At 60.9% G+C, this 17,129-nt stretch carries 16 protein-coding genes; 4 read left to right on the top strand and 12 right to left on the bottom strand.

The features are described 5' to 3' along the window. Window positions 1-36 precede the first annotated feature (36 nt). The 5 genes from AC193Q_RS08960 to AC193Q_RS08940 all read right to left on the bottom strand — a co-directional run bounded on the left by AC193Q_RS08960 (window position 37) and on the right by AC193Q_RS08940 (window position 6,250). Window positions 37-1,056: a branched-chain amino acid aminotransferase gene (locus AC193Q_RS08960; protein ID WP_047293591.1), complete on the bottom strand. Its 1,020-nt coding sequence runs from the start codon at window positions 1,054-1,056 to the stop codon at window positions 37-39. 242 nt (window positions 1,057-1,298) lie between these two features. Beyond that, window positions 1,299-2,672, bottom strand: coding sequence for a dihydrolipoyl dehydrogenase (gene lpdA / locus AC193Q_RS08955; protein WP_121186021.1), 1,374 nt, complete (start codon window positions 2,670-2,672; stop codon window positions 1,299-1,301). Window positions 2,673-2,676: 4 nt separating this feature from the next. Continuing rightward, window positions 2,677-3,954, bottom strand: coding sequence for a dihydrolipoamide acetyltransferase family protein (locus AC193Q_RS08950; protein ID WP_047293593.1), 1,278 nt, complete (start codon window positions 3,952-3,954; stop codon window positions 2,677-2,679). After that, a complete protein-coding gene (locus tag AC193Q_RS08945) occupies window positions 3,955-5,013 on the bottom strand; it encodes an alpha-ketoacid dehydrogenase subunit beta (RefSeq protein WP_041073339.1) in 1,059 nt (352 codons plus the stop codon). Window position 5,014: 1 nt separating this feature from the next. Continuing rightward, window positions 5,015-6,250: a 3-methyl-2-oxobutanoate dehydrogenase (2-methylpropanoyl-transferring) subunit alpha gene (locus tag AC193Q_RS08940; RefSeq protein ID WP_041073337.1), complete on the bottom strand. Its 1,236-nt coding sequence runs from the start codon at window positions 6,248-6,250 to the stop codon at window positions 5,015-5,017. Window positions 6,251-6,435: 185 nt separating this feature from the next. Between AC193Q_RS08940 and bkdR the strand changes: the two genes are divergently transcribed. Next, window positions 6,436-6,924 carry a Bkd operon transcriptional regulator BkdR gene (gene bkdR / locus AC193Q_RS08935; RefSeq protein ID WP_027613216.1) on the top strand — a complete coding sequence of 163 codons (489 nt, stop codon included), beginning with the start codon at window positions 6,436-6,438 and terminating at the stop codon, window positions 6,922-6,924. A 93-nt stretch (window positions 6,925-7,017) separates the two neighbouring features. Here the strand turns inward: bkdR and AC193Q_RS08930 are convergent, their stop codons facing one another. Further along, window positions 7,018-7,881: an MBL fold metallo-hydrolase gene (locus tag AC193Q_RS08930; protein ID WP_095668926.1), complete on the bottom strand. Its 864-nt coding sequence runs from the start codon at window positions 7,879-7,881 to the stop codon at window positions 7,018-7,020. Window positions 7,882-7,972: 91 nt separating this feature from the next. Between AC193Q_RS08930 and AC193Q_RS08925 the strand changes: the two genes are divergently transcribed. The 3 genes from AC193Q_RS08925 to AC193Q_RS08915 all read left to right on the top strand — a co-directional run bounded on the left by AC193Q_RS08925 (window position 7,973) and on the right by AC193Q_RS08915 (window position 10,538). Then, complete coding sequence (locus AC193Q_RS08925) at window positions 7,973-8,314, top strand: ArsR/SmtB family transcription factor (RefSeq protein ID WP_003224002.1); 342 nt, start codon at window positions 7,973-7,975, stop codon at window positions 8,312-8,314. A 169-nt stretch (window positions 8,315-8,483) separates the two neighbouring features. Next, window positions 8,484-9,728, top strand: a complete 1,245-nt coding sequence (locus AC193Q_RS08920; protein ID WP_121186015.1) for an NAD(P)/FAD-dependent oxidoreductase — start codon at window positions 8,484-8,486, stop codon at window positions 9,726-9,728. 9 nt (window positions 9,729-9,737) lie between these two features. Next, the gene (locus tag AC193Q_RS08915; RefSeq protein ID WP_047293598.1) at window positions 9,738-10,538 is read left to right on the top strand and encodes a sulfite exporter TauE/SafE family protein; all 801 of its coding nucleotides are present in this window, start codon (window positions 9,738-9,740) and stop codon (window positions 10,536-10,538) included. 102 nt (window positions 10,539-10,640) lie between these two features. Here AC193Q_RS08915 and AC193Q_RS08910 read toward each other — a convergent pair whose 3' ends face one another. The 6 genes from AC193Q_RS08910 to AC193Q_RS08885 form a co-directional block, all read right to left on the bottom strand. Beyond that, entirely contained in the window at window positions 10,641-11,921 is a 1,281-nt protein-coding gene (locus AC193Q_RS08910; protein ID WP_047293599.1) for a TRAP transporter large permease, read from the bottom strand. Further along, window positions 11,921-12,448: a TRAP transporter small permease gene (locus AC193Q_RS08905; protein ID WP_047293601.1), complete on the bottom strand. Its 528-nt coding sequence runs from the start codon at window positions 12,446-12,448 to the stop codon at window positions 11,921-11,923. Before AC193Q_RS08905 ends, AC193Q_RS08910 begins: the two co-directional genes overlap by 1 nt. Window positions 12,449-12,524: 76 nt before the next feature. Next, window positions 12,525-13,496 (bottom strand): TRAP transporter substrate-binding protein, encoded by a 972-nt coding sequence (locus tag AC193Q_RS08900; RefSeq protein ID WP_121186013.1) that lies wholly within the window; start codon window positions 13,494-13,496, stop codon window positions 12,525-12,527. A gap of 61 nt (window positions 13,497-13,557) precedes the next feature. Continuing rightward, window positions 13,558-14,451 carry an SMP-30/gluconolactonase/LRE family protein gene (locus tag AC193Q_RS08895; RefSeq protein ID WP_121186011.1) on the bottom strand — a complete coding sequence of 298 codons (894 nt, stop codon included), beginning with the start codon at window positions 14,449-14,451 and terminating at the stop codon, window positions 13,558-13,560. Window positions 14,452-14,481: 30 nt separating this feature from the next. Further along, the gene (locus AC193Q_RS08890; RefSeq protein ID WP_121186009.1) at window positions 14,482-15,306 is read right to left on the bottom strand and encodes an NAD-dependent epimerase/dehydratase family protein; all 825 of its coding nucleotides are present in this window, start codon (window positions 15,304-15,306) and stop codon (window positions 14,482-14,484) included. A gap of 408 nt (window positions 15,307-15,714) precedes the next feature. Beyond that, the gene (locus tag AC193Q_RS08885) at window positions 15,715-17,010 is read right to left on the bottom strand and encodes an OprD family porin (protein ID WP_121186007.1); all 1,296 of its coding nucleotides are present in this window, start codon (window positions 17,008-17,010) and stop codon (window positions 15,715-15,717) included. Between the last annotated feature and the right edge of the window lie 119 nt (window positions 17,011-17,129).

The raw sequence follows: 17,129 nt of genomic DNA, 5'->3' as shown, positions 1-17,129 counted from the left end.
TTGATGAGGGGCTTTTGTGCATCTGCAGCCGTCAGATCAAACCTTGACGATCCAGCCCGCTGGCGCTTCGATGTCGCCGGTCTGCACGCCAGTCAGCTCTTTGTAGAGCTTCTGGGTGACCGGGCCGACTTCGGTTTCGCTGTGGAACACGTGCAGGTGGTCGTTGTAGCTGATGCCGCCGATCGGGGTGATCACCGCAGCGGTACCGCAGGCGCCGGCTTCCTTGAAGTCCGACAGCTTGTCGATCAGCACGTCGCCTTCCACCACTTCCAGGCCCAGACGGGTTTTCGCCAGTTCGATCAGCGACAGGCGGGTGATGCCTGGCAGTACGGAGGGCGAGTTCGGGGTGACGAACTTGTTGTCGTGGGTGATCCCGAAGAAGTTGGCCGAACCGACTTCCTCGATTTTCTTGTGGGTCAGCGGATCCAGGTAGATGGCGTCAGCGAAGTGCGCCTTCTTGGCCTGGGAGCCCGGCATCAGGCTGGCGGCGTAGTTGCCACCGACCTTGGCCGCACCGGTGCCTTGTGGGGCAGCGCGGTCGAAGCTGGAGATCTGGAAATTGTGCGGGGTCAGGCCGCCCTTGAAGTAGGCGCCGACCGGGATCGCGAATACCGAGAAGATGAACTCTGGCGCGGTGCGCACGCCGATGTTGTCACCCACGCCGATCACGAACGGACGCAGGTACAGCGCGCCGCCGGTGCCGTATGGCGGGATGAAGCGCTCGTTGGCGCGAACCACTTCTTTGCACGCTTCGATGAACTGCTCGGTCGATACGTGCGGCATCAGCAGGCGGGCGCAGCTGCGCTGCATGCGCGCGGCGTTCTGGTCGGGACGGAACAGGTTGATCGAGCCGTCCTTGCAACGATAAGCCTTCAGGCCTTCGAAGCACTGCTGGCCATAATGAAGGGCCGTCGAGCCTTCGCTGATGTGCAGCACGTTGTCTTCGGTCAGGGTGCCTTTGTCCCACTCGCCATTGCGAAAGTACGACAGATAGCGTTTGTCGGTCTTGATGTAGTCAAAACCCAGCTTGTCCCAATTGATGCTTTCGTTACCCATGACACCCTCTATCACTGAACAACCGTCGAAACGGTTCAAGGCTTCTGACGTTTTTTTGGATGGGCACAACAATACTTCATTCTGGAGCGGTTTCGCAGCCCGGACGATGGGGGGAAAAGCAGATTTATTAGCCTGCTTATGAAAAACCCTTGTCCATCGCTGAAAAGATCGCAGCCTGCGGCAGCTCCTACAGAATCGGCAACCCCCTGTAGGAGCTGCCGCAGGCTGCGATCTTTTGATCTTTAAAGGTGCAGCGCATGCCCCAAAGCCCGCAACGCCGCTTCCTGCACCGCTTCACCCAGGGTCGGATGCGCATGGATGGTGCCGCCGATGTCCTCCAGGCGCGCGCCCATTTCCAGGCTTTGCGCAAACGCCGTCGACAATTCGGAAACACCTGCTCCGACCGCCTGCCAGCCGACAATCACATGATTGTCGCGACGCGCGACTACGCGCACGAAGCCGCTTTTCGATTCCAGGGTCATCGCCCGGCCATTGGCGGCGAACGGGAAGCTGGAAACGATGCAGTCCAGCCCGGCAGCCTTGGCCTCGTCCGGGGTCTGGCCGACCACCACCAGTTCCGGGTCGGTGAAGCACACGGCGGCGATGGCGGTCGGATTGAATTCGCGGTGCTTGCCGCTGATCAGTTCGGCAACCATTTCGCCCTGGGCCATGGCGCGGTGCGCGAGCATCGGTTCGCCGCTCAGGTCGCCGATGGCGTAGACGTTGCGCATGCTGGTCTGGCAGCGGTTGTCGATCTTGATCGCCGAGCCGTTCATATCCAGATTCAGCGCTTCGAGGTTCCAGCCCTGCGTATTCGGCTTGCGACCGACGGCCACCAGCACCTGATCGGTTTCCAGATTGAGGGTGTCGCCGTTCGGGTCACGCACCTGCAGAGTGCCGTCGAAACCCAGCACGCTGTGCTTGAGATAGAGCTTCACGCCCAGTTGCTTCAGCGCTTCGTGCACCGGTTGCGTCAGCTCGGCGTCATAGGCCGGTAGGATGCGATCCTGCGCCTCGACCACGCTGACTTCGGCGCCGAGCTTGCGGTAAGCAATGCCCAGCTCCAGACCGATGTAACCGCCGCCGACCACCACCAGACGTTTGGGTACCGCTTTCGGTGCCAGCGCTTCGGTGGAGGAGATGATCGGCCCGCCAATCGGCAAAATCGGCAGGTTGACGCTGGTCGAACCGGTGGCCAGCACCAGATGTTCGCACTGGATCCGCGTGTCGCCGACTTCCACGGTTTTGCCGTCGATGACTTTGGCCCAGCCATGGATGACCTGGACCTTGTTCTTTTTCAGCAGCGCGGCGACGCCGGTGGTCAGGCGATCAACGATGCCGTCCTTCCACTCGACGCTTTTAGTGATGTCGAGGGTCGGCGCGGCAACGCTGATGCCCAGTGCCGAATGCTGGTTGTGGTGTTGAGTCTGGTGAAACTGCTCGGCGACATGAATCAGCGCTTTCGACGGAATGCAGCCGATGTTCAAGCAGGTGCCGCCGAGCGATTGGCCTTCGACCAGAATCGTCGAGATGCCCAGTTGCCCGGCGCGAATCGCCGTGACGTAGCCGCCGGGGCCGCCGCCAATGATCAGCAGCGTGGTGTTCAAGGTTTGCATGGCGTCACTCCACAAACAGGGTCGCGGGTTGTTCGAGCAGACCACGAATGGCCTGGATGAAGAGCGCCGCGTCCATGCCATCGACCACGCGGTGATCGAAGGAACTGGAGAGGTTCATCATCTTGCGGATCACCACTTGGCCTTTGACGACCATCGGCCGTTCGACGATTTTGTTCACGCCGACGATGGCCACTTCCGGCAGGTTCAGCACCGGCGTGCTGACGATGCCGCCAAGGGCGCCGAGGCTGGTCAGGGTGATGGTCGAGCCGGACAACTCGTCGCGGCTGGCCTTGCCATTGCGGGCGGCATTGGCCAGACGCGAGATTTCTGCGGCGCTGTCCCACAGGCTGCGCGCCTCGGCGTGACGCACCACCGGCACCATCAGGCCGACATCGCTTTGGGTGGCGACGCCGACATGCACCGCGCCAAGGCGGGTGATGACCTGGGCTTCGTCGTCGTAACGGGCGTTCATCTGCGGAAAGTCGCGCAGGGCCACGACCAACGCGCGCACCAGGAACGGCAGCAAGGTCAACTTGCCCCGGCTGGCGCCGTGTTTCTCATTCAGATGCGCGCGCAGTTCTTCGATGGCGGTGACGTCGATTTCCTCGACGTAGCTGAAGTGCGCGGCACGCTGGGTGGCGTCCTGCATGCGCTGGGCGATCTTGCGGCGCATGCCGATCACCTGAATCTGTTCTTCGTCGTTGCGCTGGGCGTAAGCGGCGACCGGTGCCGAAGCGTTCGACTGCCCCTGCGCCAGATAGGCTTCGAGGTCTTCGTGCAACACGCGACCGGCCGGGCCAGTGCCGCGGACCAGACGCAATTGAATGCCCAGATCCAGCGCATGTTTGCGCACGGCCGGCGAGGCCAGCGGACGTTCATCGGCTTCGCGGGCAACCATCGGGCCCTGGCACACTGGCGCCGGACGCGGTGCGGCAGCGGCGGCAGGTTTACTCTCGGCAACCGTTTCAACTTTCGGCGCAGCAGGCGGCTCTTTCGCAGCAACCGGTGCTGGCGCGGCGGACTCTTTCAGGTTTCCGGCGCCTTCCACTTCGATGCTGATCAGCACACTGCCGACCGCCATCACTTCCCCCGGCTGACCGCCGAGGGCAATCACCTTGCCGTGGACCGGTGACGGAATATCGACCATTGCCTTGTCGGTCATCACGTCCGCCAGCACCTGGTCTTCAACGACCAGATCACCGACCTTGACGTGCCACTGCGACAGCTCTACTTCTGCGATGCCTTCGCCGATGTCCGGCATCTTGATAACGTGCGTGCCCATTCAGACCTCCATGACCCGTTTCAACGCCGCGCCCACTCGGGACGGCCCTGGGAAATACGCCCACTCTTGCGCGTGCGGGTAGGGCGTGTCCCAACCGGTGACGCGTTCGATCGGCGCTTCCAGGTGATGGAAGCAATGCTCTTGCACCAGCGCTACCAGCTCGGCGCCGAAACCGCAGGTGCGAGTGGCCTCGTGTACCACCACGCAACGCCCGGTTTTTTTCACCGATTTGACGATGGTGTCCAGGTCCAGCGGCCACAGGCTGCGCAAGTCGATGACTTCGGCATCCACGCCGGATTCTTCGGCAGCCACTTGCGAAACATACACGGTGGTGCCGTAGGTCAGCACGGTCACGTCCTTGCCTGGACGGGTGATCGCGGCGACGTCCAGCGGTACGGTGTAGTAACCGTCCGGCACCTGAGCTTGCGGGTGTTTCGACCACGGGGTTACCGGGCGGTCGTGGTGGCCGTCGAACGGGCCGTTGTACAGGCGTTTTGGCTCGAGGAAGATCACCGGGTCATCGTTTTCGATGGAGGCGATCAGCAGGCCTTTGGCGTCGTATGGGTTGGAGGGCATCACGGTGCGCAGGCCGCACACCTGAGTGAACATCGCCTCGATGCTCTGGCTGTGGGTCTGGCCGCCGTAGATGCCGCCGCCGCAGGGCATGCGCAGGGTCATCGGCGCGGTGAACTCGCCGGCCGAGCGATAACGCAGGCGCGCGGCTTCGGAAATGATCTGGTCGGAAGCCGGGTAAACGTAGTCGGCAAATTGGATTTCGGCGACTGGACGCAAGCCGTAGGCGCCCATGCCCACCGCCACACCGACGATGCCGCTTTCGGAGATCGGTGCATCGAATACCCGCGAGGTGCCGTACTTGGTCTGCAGGCCTTCGGTGCAACGGAACACGCCGCCGAAGTAGCCGACGTCCTGCCCGAACACCACCACATTGTCGTCACGCTCAAGCATCACATCCATGGCCGAGCGCAGGGCCTGGATCATGGTCATGGTGGTCGTGGTCATGGCGGTTTCCAACTGAATATTGTTGTTGTGATCGTTCATGTCAGATCCCCAACTGCTGACGCTGGCGCTTCAAGTGCTCCGGCATCTCTTTGTAGACGTCTTCGAACATGGTCGCGGCGCTTGGAATCTGGCCGCCGGCGAGGGTGCCGTACTGTTCGGCCTGTTTCTGCGCGGCAATCACCTCGGCTTCGAGTTCGGCGCTGACGGCGGCGTGCTCTTCTTCCGACCAGTGGCCAACCTTGATCAGGTGCTGCTTGAGGCGGGCAATCGGGTCGCCCAGTGGGAAGTGGCTCCAGTCGTCAGCAGGACGGTATTTCGACGGATCGTCGGAGGTCGAGTGCGGGCCGGCGCGGTAGGTGACCCACTCGATCATGGTTGGGCCGAGGTTGCGCCGGGCGCGTTCAGCCGCCCAGGCGGAGGCGGCGTAGACTGCGTAGAAGTCGTTGCCATCGACGCGCAACGAGGCGATGCCGCAACCGACGCCGCGTCCGGCGAAGGTGGTGGCTTCACCTCCGGCGATGGCCTGGAAGGTCGAGATTGCCCATTGGTTGTTGACCACGTTGAGAATCACTGGCGCGCGGTAAACGTGGGCGAAGGTGAGGGCGGTGTGGAAGTCCGATTCGGCGGTGGCACCGTCACCGATCCAGGCCGAGGCGATTTTGGTGTCGCCCTTGATCGCCGAGGCCATGCCCCAGCCGACGGCTTGAATGAACTGAGTGGCGAGGTTGCCGGAGATGGTGAAGAAGCCGGCGTCCTTGACCGAGTACATGATTGGCAACTGCCGGCCCTTGAGCGGATCGCGCTCGTTGGACAGCAGCTGGCAGATCAGGTCGACCAGCGGCACTTCGCGGGCCATCAGAATGCTTTGCTGGCGGTACGTCGGGAAGCACATGTCGTCGATGTTCAAGGCCAGGGCCTGGGCGCTGCCGATGGCTTCTTCGCCAAGGCTTTGCATGTAGAACGACATTTTTTTCTGGCGCTGGGCGACCACCATGCGGTTGTCGTAGATCCGCGTCTTGAGCATGGCACGCATGCCCTTGCGCAGGATGTCGACCGGCACATTTTCAGCCCAAGGGCCGAGGGCGTTGCCCTGATCGTCGAGCACCCGAATCAGCCCACGCGCCAGGTCGGCGGTGTCGGCAGGTTCGACGTCAATGGAAGGTTTGCGCACCGTGCCGGCATCGGTCAGATGCAGGTAGGAGAAGTCGGTTTTGCAGCCTGGGCGGCCCGAGGGTTCAGGGACGTGCAGACGCAGCGGTTCATACGCTTGGGTCATGGCTTCTACGCTCGATCTTGTGAATTTCTTGTAGTGAGCTGGCAATCATTCTTGGGTGAAAGAAATCTTGTCCTACAACAATCATAGGCCCGGCCAAGAAGAATATTTCTCTCTGTTTCGTTGCGTTGGAGACGATTTGCAGATAGAAATTCTGCATAAACATAAAAAACAGGTGGTTTTGTCTCATGCGCAAACTGGACCGTACCGACATCGGCATTCTCAACAGCCTTCAGGAGAATGCGCGCATCACCAATGCCGACCTCGCACGCTCGGTGAACCTGTCGCCGACGCCGTGTTTCAACCGGGTCAAGGCAATGGAGGAATTAGGCCTGATTCGCGAGCAGGTGACGCTGCTGGATGCCGATCTGCTGGGGCTGCACGTGAACGTGTTCATCCACGTCAGTCTGGAGAAGCAGGTCGAGGAGGCGTTGCAGCATTTCGAAGAGGCGATTTCCGACCGCCCCGAGGTGATGGAGTGCTACCTGATGGCCGGCGACCCGGACTATCTGATCCGGGTGCTGGTGCCGACGATTCAGGCGCTTGAACGCTTCATGATGGACTTTCTGACCAAGGTGCCGGGGGTGGCGAACATCCGGTCGAGTTTTGCCTTGAAGCAGGTGCGCTACAAGACCGCGTTGCCGTTGCCGGCGAATGGGTTGACGCTGGGTTCTTGAAGATCAAAAGATCGCAGCCTGCGGCAGCTCCTACGCAGGGCACGCACAAACCATGTCCCTGTAGGAGCTGCCGAAGGCTGCGATCTTTTGCTTTTAGAGCTTATTGATCGGCACCTTCAGGTAAACCACACCATTGTCCTCGGCCGCCGGAAAATTCCCCGCCCGCACATTCACCTGAATCGCCGGCAGCAACAGCGTCGGCATGCCCAACCCCGCATCGCGCTGGGTGCGCATCTCGACAAACGCCGCCTCGTCGATCCCGTCATGTACATGAATATTGCTCAGACGCTGCTCACCGACGGTGGTCTGGCACTGCGCGGCGCGGCCTTCGGGCGGGTAGTCGTGGCAGACGTAGAGTTTGACGCTGGCGGGGAAGGCCAGCAGTTTGTGGATCGAGTTGAACAGCTGATGCGCGTCGCCGCCGGGGAAGTCGCAGCGGGCGGTGCCGACGTCGGGCATGAACAGCGTGTCGCCGACCAGGATCTGCTCGCCGTCGATCAAGTAGGCCATGTCCGCCGGGGTGTGGCCGGGGACGTGCAGGGCGGTGGCTTTGAGATTGCCGATCCTGAACGACTCGTTCGGGGCGAAGAGGTGATCGAACTGCGAGCCGTCGACGCAGAATTCCGGCTCCAGATTGAACAGCGTCTTGAACACATTCTGCACTTTGCTGATCGACTGACCGATGGCGATCTTGCCGCCCAGTTCGCGGCGCAGGTACGGCGCGGCGGACAGGTGGTCGGCGTGGGCGTGGGTTTCCAGCAGCCATTGCACTTGCAGGCGGTGGTCACGAACGAAGGCGATGATTTTGTCGGCCTGTACGGTGCTGGTGCGACCGGCGGCGCCGTCGTAATCGAGGACCGGATCGACGATTGCACATTGCCCGCCATCGGCTTCATAGACCACATAGCTGTAGGTCGAAGAGGCGGGGTCGAGGAAAGCTTCAATCTGCGCGGGCATGGACACCAACCTGAATCAGGGAAATGGGTTGCAACACTTTATCTAAAAACATAATGTTCGCAGCTTAAGTGACGTTGAAGGCATCATGCAAATGCAATCCAGTCTGACCGAATGTGAAGTCGCCCAATTGCGGGCCTCCGCCTCCAAGGCCTGCGCGCTGCTCAAGGCTTTGGCCAATGAGGACCGTCTGTTGATCCTGTGCCAGCTGACTCAGGGCGAACGCAACGTCGGCGAGCTGGAAAAAATGACCGGTGTGCGCCAGCCGACGCTGTCCCAGCAACTGGGCATCCTGCGCGATGAAGGCCTGGTGGCGACCCGCCGTGAAGGCAAATACATCTTTTACGGCCTGGCCAGCCCTGAAGTGATTCAGGTGATGAAGACCCTGTCCGGGTTGTATTGCGGGGCGGTGCTCAAGAGCTGGGGCCACCCATAAATGTCAGCCAACACAATACAAAACCTGTGGGAGCTGGCTTGCCAGCGATGGCGGAGTGTCAGTCGCCATCAATAGCGGTTGACACGTCCCTATCGCTGGCAAGCCAGCTCCCACAGGTTTCGTGGTTTGATTCGAAAAAATCCTTGCGTGCAGCAATAAGGAACAAGCAATGAACGATCAACACTGGGGCCCATCCATCAGTGCAGACATCGTGGTCATCGGCGGCGGCACCGCCGGCATCGGTTTTGTCGCCAGTCTGCTCAAGCGTGATCCCACTCTGAACATCACCGTGATCGAGCCGAGCGCCCACCACTACTACCAACCGGCGTGGACGCTGGTCGGCGGTGGCGCCTATGACGTCAAGGACACCGTGCGGCCGATGAGCAAAGTGATGCCGCGTCAGGCCACCTGGATTCAGGCGGCGGTGACAGCGGTGGATCCCGACACACGTCACCTCACGCTCAACGATCAACGCCGCGTCAGCTACCAGAACCTGATCGTCTGCCCCGGCCTGCGTCTGGCCTGGGAGAAAATCGAAGGCCTGCAGGAAAGTCTCGGCCAGCATGGCGTGACGTCCAACTACAGCTATCAGCATGCGCAGTACACCTGGGATCAGGTGCAGAAACTGCGCGGCGGCAAGGCGCTGTTTACTCAGCCGGCGATGCCGATCAAATGCGCTGGCGCGCCGCAGAAGGCGTTGTACCTGTCGTGCGATTACTGGCGCAAGACCGCTGTGCTGAATAACGTTAACGTCGAGTTCAACCTCGCCGGTGCTGTACTCTTCGGTGTCGCGACCTTCGTCCCGCCGCTGATGAAGTACATCGAGAAGTACAACGCGCAACTGGCCTTCAACAGCAATCTGGTCAGGGTCGACGGCCCGGCGAAAACCGCCTGGTTCGAGATCAAGGACGCTGACGGCAACGTCACCACACAGGCGAAAACCTTTGACCTGCTGCATGTCGTGCCGCCGCAAGTCGCGCCGGACTTCATCGCCCAGAGCCCGCTGGCCGACGCCGCCGGCTGGTGCGAAGTCAATCCGCACAGCCTGCAACATCCGCGTTACCCCGAAGTGTTTGGTCTCGGTGACGTCTGCGGCACCCCTAACGCAAAAACCGCTGCCGCCGTGCGCAAGCAGGTCGTGGTCGTCGCCGAAAACCTTCTGGCGCTGCGCAAGCGGCAGCCGTTGCCACTGAAGTACGACGGCTATGGTTCCTGCCCGCTGACGGTGGAGAAGGGCAAGGTGATCCTCGCCGAGTTCGGTTACGGCGGGAAGTTGCTGCCGACCTTCGCCCTTGATGCGACCGTGCCGCGCCGCTCGGCGTGGTTTCTCAAGGCGACGCTGCTGCCGTGGTTCTACTGGAACGGCATGCTCAAGGGCCGCGAGTGGCTGACCGGTTTGTCCAAAGTCGACTGAGAACTCCCTATGTTGCTGGCAAGTCTGTTTGGCGTGTTGATGGGGCTGATTCTCGGGCTGACCGGGGCGGGCGGCGGGATTCTCGCGGTGCCGGCGCTGGTGCTTGGCCTCGGCTGGAGCATGACTCAGGCCGCGCCCGTGGCGTTGTTCGCGGTGGGCAGTGCGGCAGCCGTCGGTGCCATCGACGGTTTGCGTCATGGCCTGGTGCGCTATCGCGCGGCACTGCTGATTGCGGCGCTTGGCGCGGTGTTTTCGCCGCTGGGGATCTATTTCGCGCATCAGTTGCCGGAGCAGGTTCTGATGATCCTCTTCAGCCTGCTGATGGTCATGGTCGCCTGGCGCATGTTGCGCCGCGAGCGTGCGCAAGTGGGACCGAGCGACCACGGCCACGCGAGCTGGGGGCAGAAGAACTGCATGCTCAATGAACAGACCGGGCGCTTCGACTGGACCGCCAAATGCACCGCGACTCTTGCGGTATTGGGCGCGGTGACCGGCGTGGTTTCGGGCTTGCTCGGCGTCGGCGGAGGGTTCCTGATCGTGCCGGCGTTCAAGCAACTGACCGATGTGCAGATGCGCGGGATCGTGGCGACGTCGCTGATGGTGATCAGCCTGATTTCGGCGATTGGCGTGATCGGATCGTTTCACGCAGGCGTGCGGATTGACGCACAGGGCGCGGCGTTTATCGTCGCCAGCATCGTCGGCATGATCATCGGGCGCAAGCTTTGTGCGCGGGTCCCGGCGCGGACGTTGCAGGTGGGGTTTGCCAGCGTGTGTCTGGTGGTGGCGGGGTATATGTTGTTGCGTGCCTGAATGTTGGCAGATCAAAAGATCGCAGCCTTCGGCAGCTCCTGCAGGAATCGCATTCCCATGTAGGAGCTGCCGAGTGAAACGAGGCTGCGATCTTTCAGGCTGTTACAACACCAAGTGCGGTAGCCACAGGGAAATGGCGGGGATGTAAGTGACCAGCATCAACACCAGAAACAGCACGGCATAGAACGGCAGCAGCGCTTTCACGGTGCGTTCGATACTGACCTTGCCCACCGCCGAACCGACAAACAGTACCGCGCCCACCGGCGGCGTTATCAGCCCGATCCCGAGGTTGACCAGCATGATCATGCCGAATTGCACCGGGTCGACACCGATGCCGAGAATCACCGGCATCAGAATCGGCGTGAGGATCAGGATCAGCGGCGCCATGTCCATCACCGTGCCGAGCAACAGCAGCATGACGTTGATGCACATCAGGATCACGTAGCGGTTGTCCGACAGGGTCAGGAACAGCGTGGTGATCTTCGCCGGTATCTGCATCAGGGTCATGATGTAGCCGAAGCTTGCGGCGAAACCGATCAGGATCATCACGATCGAAATCGTCCGCACGGTGCGGTGCATCAGTTTCGGCAGTTCGCTCCACTTGTAATCGCGGTAGATGAACATGGTCACGAAGAATGACCACAGCACGGCAATCGCCGCCGATTCCGTGGCGGTGAAGATCCCCGAGAGGATGCCGCCGAGGATGATCACCATCGCCATCATGCCCCAGAGTGCTTCGCCGACGATTTTCAGCGCCTGGCGCATCGGGATCACTTCACCCTTGGGGTAGTTGCGCTTTTTCGCGAAGATGAGGCACAGCACCATCAGGCAAGCGCTCATCATCAAGCCCGGCACGATGCCGGCCATGAACAGCGAGGCAATCGAAACGGTACCACCGGCAGCCAGAGAATAGAGCACCGAGTTATGGCTTGGCGGCGTGAGCAGGGCTTGCACCGAGCCGCTGACGGTCACCGCGGTGGAGAATTCCCGAGGATAGCCCTTGCGTTCCATTTCCGGAATCAGCACTGAACCCACCGACGCGGTGTCGGCCACCGAGGAACCGGAGATCGCGCCGAAGAAGGTCGAGGCGACGATGTTGACCAGCGACAGACCACCGCGCACGAAACCCACCAGCACTCCGGCACATGCCACCAGCCGGCGGGACATGCCGCCCTCGGCCATGATCGCACCGGCCAGGACGAAGAACGGAATGGCCAGCAGTGAGAATTTGTTCACCCCCGACGCGACCTGAATCATCACCGCCTGGAACGGGATGTCGATCCACCATGCACCGATCAGTGCGGCGGCGCCCAGCGCGTAGGCGACTGGCATGCCGATCAGGATCAATACGATAAAACTGCCCAGCAGAATCAGAGCGTCCATTAAGCGGCACCTTCGCTTTCTTCAACCAGATCGAACTGCACGACACGCCGTTTGCTCTGGTCACCGAGCAAGAGCTTTTCCAGAACGAAAACCAGCGTCAGCAAGCCGCCCACGGGAATCGGCAAGTAGGTCACGCCAACCCGCAGATCGGGCAGGGCTGCCATGAACTGATTCCAGGTGGACATGCACAGCTTGGCGCCCCAGATGGTCATGAAAATGCAGATCGACGCCATGAGCAGTTGCGAGAATATCGCCGCCGCAGCTCTCAGTTGTGGGGGCATGCGATCGGTGAGCATGGCCACGGCCATGTGTGCGCCGGCGCGGTAACTGGCGGCGGCGCCGATGAAGGTAAACACCATCATCAGCAGGATCGCCGTGGGCTCTGGCCAGCTCGAACCGGTGCCCAGGACGTAGCGGGCGAACACGCCCCAGGGAATCATCAGGGAAATCGCCAGGACGGCAAGGCCGGCGACCCAGATGCACGTCATGTAGATCTTGTCGTTGATACGCAGCAGCAGATTCTTCATCGGGTTCCACCGTAACCGGGCGCACCTGAGTCATCAGGTGCGCCGGGCCTGGTTAATGAGTACGGAGCGGGAGGCGTTACTGAACGGCTTCGATTTTCTTGATCAGGTCGGCGTACGCCGCGCCATACTTTTCCCGCACTGGCGCGGTGGCGTCGTAGAAGGGTTTCTTGTCGACCTGGATGAACTCGACGCCCGCGGCCTTGAGTTTTTCTTCGCTGGCAGCGGACTTCTTGTCCCACAGCACGCGTTCTTCAGCCTGGGCAGCCTTGGCGGCGGTCTTGACTAGCGCCTGTTGTTCCGGGGTCAGTTTTTCCCAAGTGATTTTTGACATCACAATCGGCTCCGGCAGGATCAGGTGACCGGTCAGGCTATAGAACTTGGCGTTCTGGAAGTGGTTGTGTTCGAGCAGGGTCGGCGGGTTGTTTTCCGCGCCGTCGATCACGCCGGTCTGCAAGGCGCTGAAGATTTCCCCGGTGTCCATGGCGATACCGTTACCGCCCATGGCATTCATCATGTCGATGAACATCGGGTTGCCTTGCACGCGAATCTTCATACCCTTGAGGTCTTCGAGCTTGCGTACCGGTTTCTTGGTGTAGACGTTGCGCGTGCCGCCGTCCATCCAGGCCAGCGCCACCAAGCCGAATTCGGAGTGGGTGATTTTGTCGAGGATCTCGTCGCCCACCGGGCCGTCGATGACGTTACGCATGTGTTGATGGTCGCGGAAGATGAACGGCATGTTGAACACGTTCACGTCCGGGACCACGGGGCCGACAATACCCAGGCTGACGCGAGACAGCTGCACCGCGCCGACTTGCATCTGCTCGATGACTTCCTTTTCAGAGCCCAGCACGCCGCCGGGGAAGTATTGGAAGGTCAGCTCGCCGTTGGTTTCCCGGGTCAGGGTCTTGCCCATGTTTTCTTCGGCCACTACCGTTGGATAACCGGCGGGGTGGATGTCAGCGAATTTGAGTTGCAGGGCCTGGGCGGCGCCAGTGAAGGTAAACATCAGTGGGAGTGCGGCGGCCAGCAAGGTGCGTTTGAAGTTCATGGGGGTGAGTCTCCAGTCTTGTTATTGTTGTGTTCAAGGCGCAGCGGTGCAGCAGAGGGGTTTAAAGCAGATCGTTGAACAAGGATTCGGCAAGGCCTTTGACGTAGGGCTTCAACGCGAACACGCCGCCGGCCAGGGATTGCGGATCGCGGTCGTCGCCGGGACGAATCGAGGCGACAAACAACGTGTCCATGTCGCTGCCGCCGAAGGCACACATCGTCGGTTTCTGCACCGGCACTTGCAGCGAGAAGTCGAGGCGCCCGTCCGGAGCAAAACGGTGAATCAGTCCGGCGTCGTTGGCGCAAATCCAGTAGCAGCCTTCGGCATCCACGGCAGCGCCATCCGGTCGGCCGGGGAAGTGGTTCATGTCGACGAAAACGCGGCGGTTCGATGGCGTGCCGGTCTCGGTGTCGTAATCGAAGGCCCAGATCAATTGCACGTGCGGATGTGAGTCCGACAGGTACATCGTCTTGCCGTCGGGGCTGAAGCCGAGGCCGTTCGGCACGATGAACCCGTCGAGCTGCGCTTCGATCACGCCTGACGAGACGGCGCCGTAGCGGTAGAGTCGGCCTGCAGGCGCGTTCAGGCCCATGTTCAGCACCATGCTGCCGGCCCAGAAACGGCCCTGGCGGTCGCAGCGACCATCGTTGAGGCGCATGTCTGCCCGGCTGTGCTCGACGGTGGCGAGTCGTTCGCTGTCGAGGCTGCCATCGCTGTGCGGATGCAGATGAAAAAAGCCGCTCTCCATGCCGGCAACCCAGCCGCCACCGCTGTGACGGGCGATGCAGGCGAGCATTTCAGGGGTTTTCCAGGCGTGCACATGGCCGGTGTCAGCGCTCCAGCGTTGCAGCCCGCCGTTGGGAATATCGACCCAATACAGCGCGTTTTCCTGCGGCACCCAGACCGGGCTTTCGCCCACGGCGTTGCGAGCATCGACGATCAATTCGGCTTGCATACTCATTCCTTTGCGTCGTTGTCAGGGTGTTCAGTCGCCGAAGGGACCGGCCGCGACGAACGCGCCACCCTGGTAGATCCGTGCCGGGTCATCGGCGGCGGGCATGGGTTGCGCTTCGACTTTTTCACGGAACACTTCGGAGCTGTCCTTGGCTTCAAAACCGAGGTGGCTGGCGAGGCGGTTGTCCCACCAGACGTCCTTGTTGGCGGACATGCCATAGACCACCGTATGGCCAACGTTGGGCGTGTACAGCGCGCGTTCGAGCAATTGGGTGAGGTCGTCGAAGCTGAGCCAGGTGTGCATCATTCGGCGGTTCTGCGGCTCGGGAAATGAGGAGCCGATGCGGATGCTGACGGTCTCGATGCCGTAGCGATCAAAGTAGAAACTGGCCATGTCTTCGCCGTAGGACTTGGACAATCCGTAGTAGCCGTCGGGGCGGCGGGCGCAGCTGGCGTCGAGCGGTTCGTCCTGTTTGTAGAAGCCGATGACGTGGTTGGAACTGGCGAAGATCATTCGCTTGACGCCATGGCGGCGTGCAGCTTCGTAGATGTGAAATACGCCGCAGATGTTGGCGCCGAGAATTTCTTCGAACGGCCGCTCGACGGAGACACCGCCGAAATGCAGGATCGCGTCGACGCCTTCGACCAGTTGGTGCACCGCCTGTTTGTCGGCAAGGTCGCAGAGGACGATTTCTTCGCGATCATCACCGGCAGGGGCAAGAGCGGCGATGTCCGACAGGCGCAAGACATGGGCATAAGGGCGCATACGTTCGCGCAGGACTTTGCCCAGGCCACCGGCGGCGCCGGTCAGCAGCAGACGATTGAACGGGGCACGGGGAATAGAGGTGGACGTCATGGCACTCCCTTACACGTTGTTATTAGGTTTGTTGTAGGTTGTCGTATGACTGTGCTGAAGTATCGGTAGGCTTTCCGGAACTTGTCAACGCGACTTTTGGTGTAAATGACGGAAGGGGCTCATTTACTTTTCAATCACCGCGAGGCCTTCGTTGCACTGCAATTTCCTTGTGGGAGCGAGCCTGCTCGCGAAAGCGCTGTGGCAATGAACATCAATGGTGAATCTGCCGCCGCCATCGCTGGCAGGCCAGCTCCCACAGGTACCAGCGTTGTTTTCAATGACCGCATTCACTACAAATTCTGTGGGAGCTGGCTTGCCAGCGATGTGGCCATCCAGGCAACTCTTGCATCGACTGACAAGGCGCCTTCGCGAGCAGGCTCGCTCCCACAGGGTAAAAAAGAGATCTGGTTACAACAACGAAATCGGGTAGCTGACAAAGATCCGGTTCTCATCGAACTCATTGGTGCTGAAGTCCCGGCGTATCGTCGCGTTGCGCCATCTCACATTGAGGTTTTTCAGCGGTCCGCTTTGCACGGTGTACCCCAGTTCCGACTCGCGGCCCCATTCCTTGCCGTCGGTAATCGTCCCGGTGTGCACGTTGTCGCCGCTGATGTAGCGGTTCATCAGGGTCAGGCCGGGAATGCCGAGGGCGACGAAGTTGTAGTCATGCCGCAACTGCCAGGAGCGCTCTTTGGCGTTGTCATAACTGGCGTTGTAGCTGTCGTTGGCCAGGGTGCCGCCGCTGGTGCCGTTGACCCGCATCCAGGCGTCGTCGCCGCTGAGTTTTTGCAAACCGACGTAGAAGGTGTTGCCGCCGTAGCGGGCTGAAAGCAGGGCGAACGCGGTCTTGTTATCGAGGTCGCCGGCCAGGGCGCTGCCGTCTTCCTTGCCGGTGAAGAAACCGAGGTTGGCGCCCAGCGTCCAGTCGCCCAGCGGCTGACTGTGGCTGAGGTTGAAATACTGCTGCTGGTAGATGTCGCTGAGTTCGGCGTACCACACGCCGAGCAGGGTGCGCTTGTCGTTGAAGGTGTATTCGCCGCCACCGAAGTTGAAACGGTCAGAGGTGAAGGCGCCGCGGCCGTTCATCGACAGGTCTTCCATGCTGGCATCGTTGCGTGGGCTGTTGCCACGGAACTGCCCGCCGTAGAGGGTCAGGCCGTTGATTTCGGTGGAAGTGACCTGGCCACCGCGAAAGGTCTGCGGCAGGGAGCGGCCATCGTCCGAGCGCAGGATAGGCAGCACCGGCATCCATTCGCCAACCTTCAATTCAGTCTTCGACACCTTGGCCTTCAGCGCTACACCCAGTCGCCCGAAATTGTCTGCCGGGCGACCATCATCGTGGATCGGCAACAGTTGCGTACCGCCGGTGCCTTTGCCGCCATCGAGTTTTTGCGAGTACATCCCCAGCACATCGAGACCGAAACCGACCGTGCCTTGGGTGAAGCCGGATTTGGCATCGAGGATGAAGTTCTGCGTCCACTCTTCAGCCTTGCCCTGCGGATAGTTCGGGTTGACGAAGTTGCGATTGAAGTAGGCGTTGCGCAGGTTCAGCGTGGCTTTGCTGTCTTCGAGGAAGCCTTCGGCGTCTGCGCTCATGGGCAAAACCAGGGCGAGGCTGCTGCAGCCGATCAAAGTCAGGGTGGAACACGGGCGGGGCATGGAAATACGGGACGTGCGAACGGAATTGCAGACGAGTGTGCTCACGGTGACGCTCCCTGTTTCATTTGTTGTTTTTATTATTGTTATACGTCGTCGTACAACATGGTTGCGGATAGTTGCGAGGTTTTCCGCAAAAGTCAACAGGGCTTTTTACGATGAGTTTG

This window comes from Pseudomonas sp. F2, assembly GCF_057174385.1.
This window is presented reverse-complemented; position numbering and strand designations above follow the sequence as displayed.